Below are 206 nucleotides of genomic sequence, written 5' to 3'. Positions count from 1 at the left end.
GCTGAGGGGCAAGACGCGCCAGGCGCATCTGTTCGTGGCCGTGTTGGGCGCTTCGAGCCTATCTTACGCGGAGGCGCGCTGGAGTGAGACACTTCCGGACTGGCTGGGGTGTCACGTCAATGCACTGGAAGCGTTCGGCGGCGCGCCGGCTCTGTTGGTTCCAGACAATGCCAAGGTCGCCATCATCAAGGCCTGCCGCTACGACC

Annotated in this window: 1 pseudogene; it reads left to right on the top strand. The window is 64.6% G+C overall.

Annotation, left to right across the window (positions count from 1 at the left end):
• Positions 1-206, top strand: a pseudogene (locus EOC06_RS44685) (IS21 family transposase); the annotation flags it as partial.

The sequence above is a fragment of the Mesorhizobium sp. M7A.F.Ca.MR.362.00.0.0 genome (genome assembly GCF_004023175.1).
GTDB lineage: Bacteria > Pseudomonadota > Alphaproteobacteria > Rhizobiales > Rhizobiaceae > Mesorhizobium.
This window is presented reverse-complemented; position numbering and strand designations above follow the sequence as displayed.